Origin of the sequence: Streptomyces torulosus, from assembly GCF_001419765.1 — a bacterium.
In the GTDB taxonomy this organism is placed as follows: domain Bacteria; phylum Actinomycetota; class Actinomycetes; order Streptomycetales; family Streptomycetaceae; genus Streptomyces; species Streptomyces torulosus.
The window spans coordinates 1-5,048 of sequence record NZ_LIRK01000914.1 but is presented as its reverse complement, the minus strand read 5'-3'; the positions used below and the strand labels follow the sequence as shown (position 1 = coordinate 5,048).

General features: G+C 74.5%; 3 protein-coding genes. 2 read left to right on the top strand and 1 reads right to left on the bottom strand.

Features of this window, described 5'->3' with window-relative positions; genetic code table 11:
* The first annotated feature begins 114 nt into the window (after positions 1–114).
* Together AOK23_RS42445 and AOK23_RS42440 are read left to right on the top strand one after the other, a co-directional pair.
* Positions 115–834, top strand: a complete 720-nt coding sequence (locus tag AOK23_RS42445; RefSeq protein WP_055717718.1) for a Clp protease N-terminal domain-containing protein — start codon at positions 115–117, stop codon at positions 832–834.
* Positions 835–1,025: 191 nt separating this feature from the next.
* Complete coding sequence (locus AOK23_RS42440; protein ID WP_055717717.1) at positions 1,026–2,732, top strand: bifunctional 3'-5' exonuclease/DNA polymerase; 1,707 nt, start codon at positions 1,026–1,028, stop codon at positions 2,730–2,732.
* 66 nt (positions 2,733–2,798) lie between these two features.
* On the opposite strand, the gene AOK23_RS42435 is transcribed toward AOK23_RS42440, so the two are convergent.
* Positions 2,799–5,048 (bottom strand): tetratricopeptide repeat protein (locus AOK23_RS42435; RefSeq protein WP_107103008.1); only part of this gene is annotated, 2,250 nt, incomplete at its 5' end.

Below are 5,048 nucleotides of genomic sequence, written 5' to 3'. Positions count from 1 at the left end.
CTTCTAGGGAGGGGAGAGCCGTAGGCAGACGGGTGGGGAGGGCGGTCGAGGAGCCGACCGCGTGGGTGTCAACTTCGGGTTGACACCCTTCCCCCGTCAACTTACGGTTGACACATGACGACGAACCCGCGAGTCACGGCATCCGTGCGTCTCGACGACCTCATCGAGGCCATCAAGAAAATCCATCCGGAACCGCTCGACCAGCTCCAGGACGCGGTGATCGCCGCGGACCACCTCGGAGACGTGGCCGACCACCTGATCGGCCACTTCGTGGACCAGGCGCGACGCTCCGGCGCGTCCTGGACAGAGATCGGCAAGAGCATGGGGGTGACCCGGCAGGCGGCGCAGAAGCGGTTCGTGCCGAAGGCCGAGGCCGACCTCGACCCCGAACAGGGCTTCGCCCGCTACACCCCGCGGGCCCGCAACGCGGTCATGGTCGCGCACGGCGAGGCCAAGGCCGCCGGGAACCCCGAGGGCCTGCCCGCCCACCTCGTCCTCGGCCTCCTCGCCGAGCCGGAGGGGCTCGCGGCCAAGGCGATCGTCGCGCAGGGGGTGTCGCCGGAGGCGGTGCGGGAGGCGGCGACGGCCGCGCTGCCGCCGGCCGTGGACGAGGTGCCCGAGCTGATCCCGTACGGCTCCGACGCCAAGAAGGTCCTCGAACTCACGTTCCGTGAGGCGCTGCGGCTGGGTCACAACTACGTCGGTACCGAGCACCTCCTCCTCGCGCTCCTGGAGTTCGAGAACGGGGAGGGCGTCCTGAGCGGTCTGGGCATCACGAAGACGGCGACGGAGGAGGACGTGGCGCGGGCGCTGCGGGCGGTGACGGAGGGGTAGGGAGCAGGGCCGCTTTTCGGGTGCGGGTGAGTGGGGGTTGTTCTCGGCCGCACGGGGGCGCAGCCCCGGGCGCTTTTCAGGGGCGCGGGGAACTGCGCGAGAAACCACGACGCACCCCCACCCGCCGAACAAGCAGCGCACCCCCGAGCTGCTGGGCGCCCATTGTCAGACCCCCCTGCGACACTCACCCCATGACCGACCGGTGGGCTCTCGCTCCGACCGAGGACGGCGGCGTCGAGCTCGCCCCCCTCGGCCCGGACGGGCTGCGCGCCGGACCCGTGACTCGGGAGCCGGACCTCGCGGAGGCCGTGCGGCGGCGGGAGCCGGACGTCGGGCGGTGGGTATGGCGGGCCACCGCCGAGATCTACCCCCGGCTGCTCGCCGACGGCGTCCGCGTCGAGCGGTGCTACGACATCGAGGACGCCGAGACCCTGCTCCTCGGGCACGAGGGCCGTCTCGGCGAACCCCGCTCCGCGGCCGCCGCGCTCGCCCGCCTGCGCCGCACCCCGGTCCCCCCGGACCCGCCGCTCCGCTCCGCGGAACCCGGCGCCCAGCCGTCCCTCTTCGAGCCGCGCCCCGTCCACGTCCCCCTCACCGATCTCATCGAGGTCTACGCGGACCAGCAGCGACGGCACGACACCACCGCCCACCCGGACCGGATGCGGCTGCTGACCGCCGCCGAGTCGGCCGGGATGCTCGTCGCCTCCGAACTGAACCACGCCGGAATGCCCTGGCGGGCGGACGTCCACCGCCAGGTCCTGCACGAGATGCTCGGCGAGCGGTACGCGGGCGGCGGCGAGCCGCGCCGGCTGGCCGAGCTGGCCGACGAGGTGTCGCAGGCGTTCGGCCGCCGCGTGCGGCCCGATCTGCCGGCCGACGTCGTCAAGGCGTTCGGGCAGGCGGGCATCCGGATCCGCTCCACCCGGCGCTGGGAGATCGAGTCCCTCGACCACCCCGCCGTGAAGCCGCTCCTGGAGTACAAGCGGCTGTACCGCATCTGGGTCGCGCACGGCTGGTCCTGGCTCCAGGACTGGGTCCGGGACGGCCGCTTCCGGCCCGAGTTCCTCGCCCACGGCACCGTCACCGGCCGGTGGGTCACCAACGGCGGGGGCGCGCTGCAGATCCCGAAGGTGATCCGCCGCGCCTGTGTCGCCGACCCCGGCTGGCGCCTCGTCGTCGCCGACGCCGACCAGATGGAGCCCCGGGTCCTCGCCGCGATCTCCCGCGATCCGGGACTCATGGAGGTCGCCGGACGCGGCACCGACCTCTACCAGGCCGTCTCCGACCGGGCCTTCTCCGGCGACCGCGACCAGGCCAAGCTGGCCGTCCTCGGCGCCGTGTACGGGCAGACGTCCGGGGACGGCCTCAAGAACCTCGCCGCGCTGCGCCGCCGTTTCCCCAGGGCAGTGCAGTACGTCGACGACGCGGCCCGCGCGGGCGAGGAGGGCCGGCTGGTGCGGACCTGGCTGGGGCGTACGTGCCCGCCGGCGGCCGGGGCCTCCGACGCGGCGGGCGAGGAGGCGGGCATCCCCCAGGCCGAGGCCGCGCCCGACGGCGGCGACCAGGAGCAGACGACCGAGTGGGTGCCCGGGTACGCCTCCACCAACTCCCGCGCCCGCGGCCGTTTCACCCGTAACTTCGTCGTCCAGGGCAGCGCCGCCGACTGGACCCTGCTGCTCCTCGCCGCGCTGCGCCGCACCCTCGCCGGGATGGCCGCAGAGCTGGTCTTCTTCCAGCACGACGAGGTGATCGTGCACTGCCCGGCCGAGGAGGCGGACGCGGTGGTGACCGCCATCCGGGAGGCGTCGGAGCTGTCGGGGCGGCTGACGTTCGGGGAGACGCCGGTGCGGTTCCCGTTCACCACGGCGGTGGTGGAGTGCTATGCCGACGCGAAGTAGCCGCGGGGCGGAAGGAGCAACCGGCCGAAGGCGCTTCCCCTCACTACTCCCGCTGCTCGCATCCCCTCACTCCTCCCCCAGCAGGCGGCGCAGTTCGCCCATCACCGTCGACTCCGTGCCGTCGAGCACGGCCAGGGCGCGCCGCCATTCGTCGCGCGCCTCCTCGGTGCGCCCCCTGGCCCGCAGGAGCAGGCCCCGCTGGTGGCGGGCGAGGCCGACGGCGTACTGGTCGGCGCGGCACACGGCGAAGTCGAGGAGGAGGGCGCACTCGCGGTCGGCCCGGTCGGCCTGTCCCAGTTCGCGCAGGGCCCGGACCAGACCGAGCCGCGTCTTGGACTCGCCCTGCCAGTCCTCGTCGTCGCCGAGGACCCGCAGGCTCTGCTCGAAGCTGCGGACGGCGGCGGCCGGTTCGCCGAGCCTGAGATGGGCGTAGCCGATGTTGCAGTGCGCGGTGTGCCGTACGACGACGCTGTCGGCGATCTCACCGAGGGCGAGACTCCGCTCGTGGTGGGCGATGGCGGCCCGCGCGTCGGTGTGCTTGACCAGGTTGCCGAGATGGCTGAAGGTGACGGCCTCGCCGTACGGGTCGCCGAGCTGCCGGGACAGCTCCAGGCTCTCCCGGAGCGCCTCCTCGCTCTCCTCGTACCGGCCGAGGCTCTCCAGCACGAGCCCCCGGTTGTTGAGGCACCGCCGTACGCACGACACGACGCCGAGCTTCCGCCACAGCGTCAGGCCCTGGTCGTTGAGGTCGAGCGCGTCCGAGGCTCGGCCGGACATGAAGTGCAGCCCGGCCCGGTCGGTCAGCGCGAACGCCTCCGCCTCGTCGTCCCCCAGCGACCGCGCCACGTGCAGGGCGTACCCCCCGAGCACATCCAGCTCGGCGAGCCGGCCGCCCCGGTGGAGGTATGGGAAGAGGTGGCGGACGAGGGCGGGCGCGTACGCCGCCGTCCCGCCGTCGCTGCCGGGCTCGCGGGAGCAGCGCTCCACGAGGGCGACGATGTTGGGGAGTTCGCGGTCGCCCCAGGCGAAGGCCTCCTCGGCGGAGGCGAAGGGTTCCGTGGCGGTCGCCGCCGGTTCCGTCGGGGTCGTACGGAGCCGTTCATCGCGTTCGTGGCCGGGCGGGAGCAGCACCAGCAGGCTCTCCCGGGCACGGGCGGCATACCAGCGGAGGGCTTCGGTGGTCTCGCCCCCGGCGGTGGGGCCGGTCCTCGGGTCGGCAGGGGCTGTCGTCCCGTCGGCCGCACCGGGCTGGACCGTGTCGGTCCGGGCCGCGTCGGCGAGTTCGCGGGCGAAGTGGCGGACGAGGTCGTGGGGGACGTAGCGGCCGTATGTCGTCTCCTCCAGTAGGGCGACGTCGACGAGGCGGTCGAGGGCGGCCTCGGCGCGGCGTTCGTCGATGCCGGCCAGGCGGGCGAGGAGGGGGGCGCCGTAGGCGGGCAGGTCGAGGGCGCCGATGAGGTGGAGGACGTGCGCGGCGTCGCCGTCGGCCTCACGGTCGGAGGCGCGCAGGGCCTCGTGGGCGACGGCGAGGGAGCGGCGGACGCTCAGGTCGTCGTATTCGAGGTGGTGCAACCGGCTCTCAGTGGCGGCCAGTTGACCGGCGAGCGCGTCCGGGGTGAGTGCGCGGCGAGCGGCGAGGCGGGCCGCGACGACGCGGAGGGCGAGCGGGAGCCGCCCGGTGAGGGCGACGAGGGGGTGCGCGGCGTCGAGCCCGGCCGCGCGTCCGGACGCGGCGCGCAGCAGCGCGGCGCTCTCGTCGTCCGACAGCGGGGCGAGCGGGAAGCGATGGGCGCCGTCCAGCGCGGTGAGCGGCGAACGGCTCGTCACGATCACCGCGCACCCGGCACCGGCGGGCAGCAGCGGGCGTACCTGCGCGGCGTGCGCGGCGTCGTCCAGCACCATCAGCGTGCGGGTCGGCGCGAGCGTCGAGCGGAGCAACGCGGCGGCCGCGTCCGGGTGTTCCGGGATTCGGCGCGGGTCGGTGCCGAGGTCACGGAGGAGTGCGGCGAGGGCCTGGGCCGACGTGAGGGGCGTCATGCCCGGGGTCGCACCGCGCAGGTTGACGTACAGCTGGCCGTCCGGGAAGCGGTCGGCCAACTCGTGGGCGAGGTGGAGGGCCAGGGCGCTCTTGCCGACACCGGCCATGCCGCTGATCACGACCGGTTCCGCGGCCGCCGGGCGCCTCGGGGGACGGGACGGAGCGTGAACGGGACCGTGGCCGCCCGGTGGGCGCGGTTCGCGGGCGGTGGGCCGCATGGTGTCCCGTACGCCGTGACCGCGGGTCGGCGTGGTCACGGCGAGCGCGGCCCGCAGCTC

What these genes read in the sequence shown, in the direction of transcription:
- AOK23_RS42445 (WP_055717718.1), top strand. Translation starts at nt 115, where the DNA reads ATGACGACGAACCCGCGAGTCACGGCATCCGTGCGTCTCGACGACCTC.
- AOK23_RS42440 (WP_055717717.1), top strand. Translation starts at nt 1,026, where the DNA reads ATGACCGACCGGTGGGCTCTCGCTCCGACCGAGGACGGCGGCGTCGAG.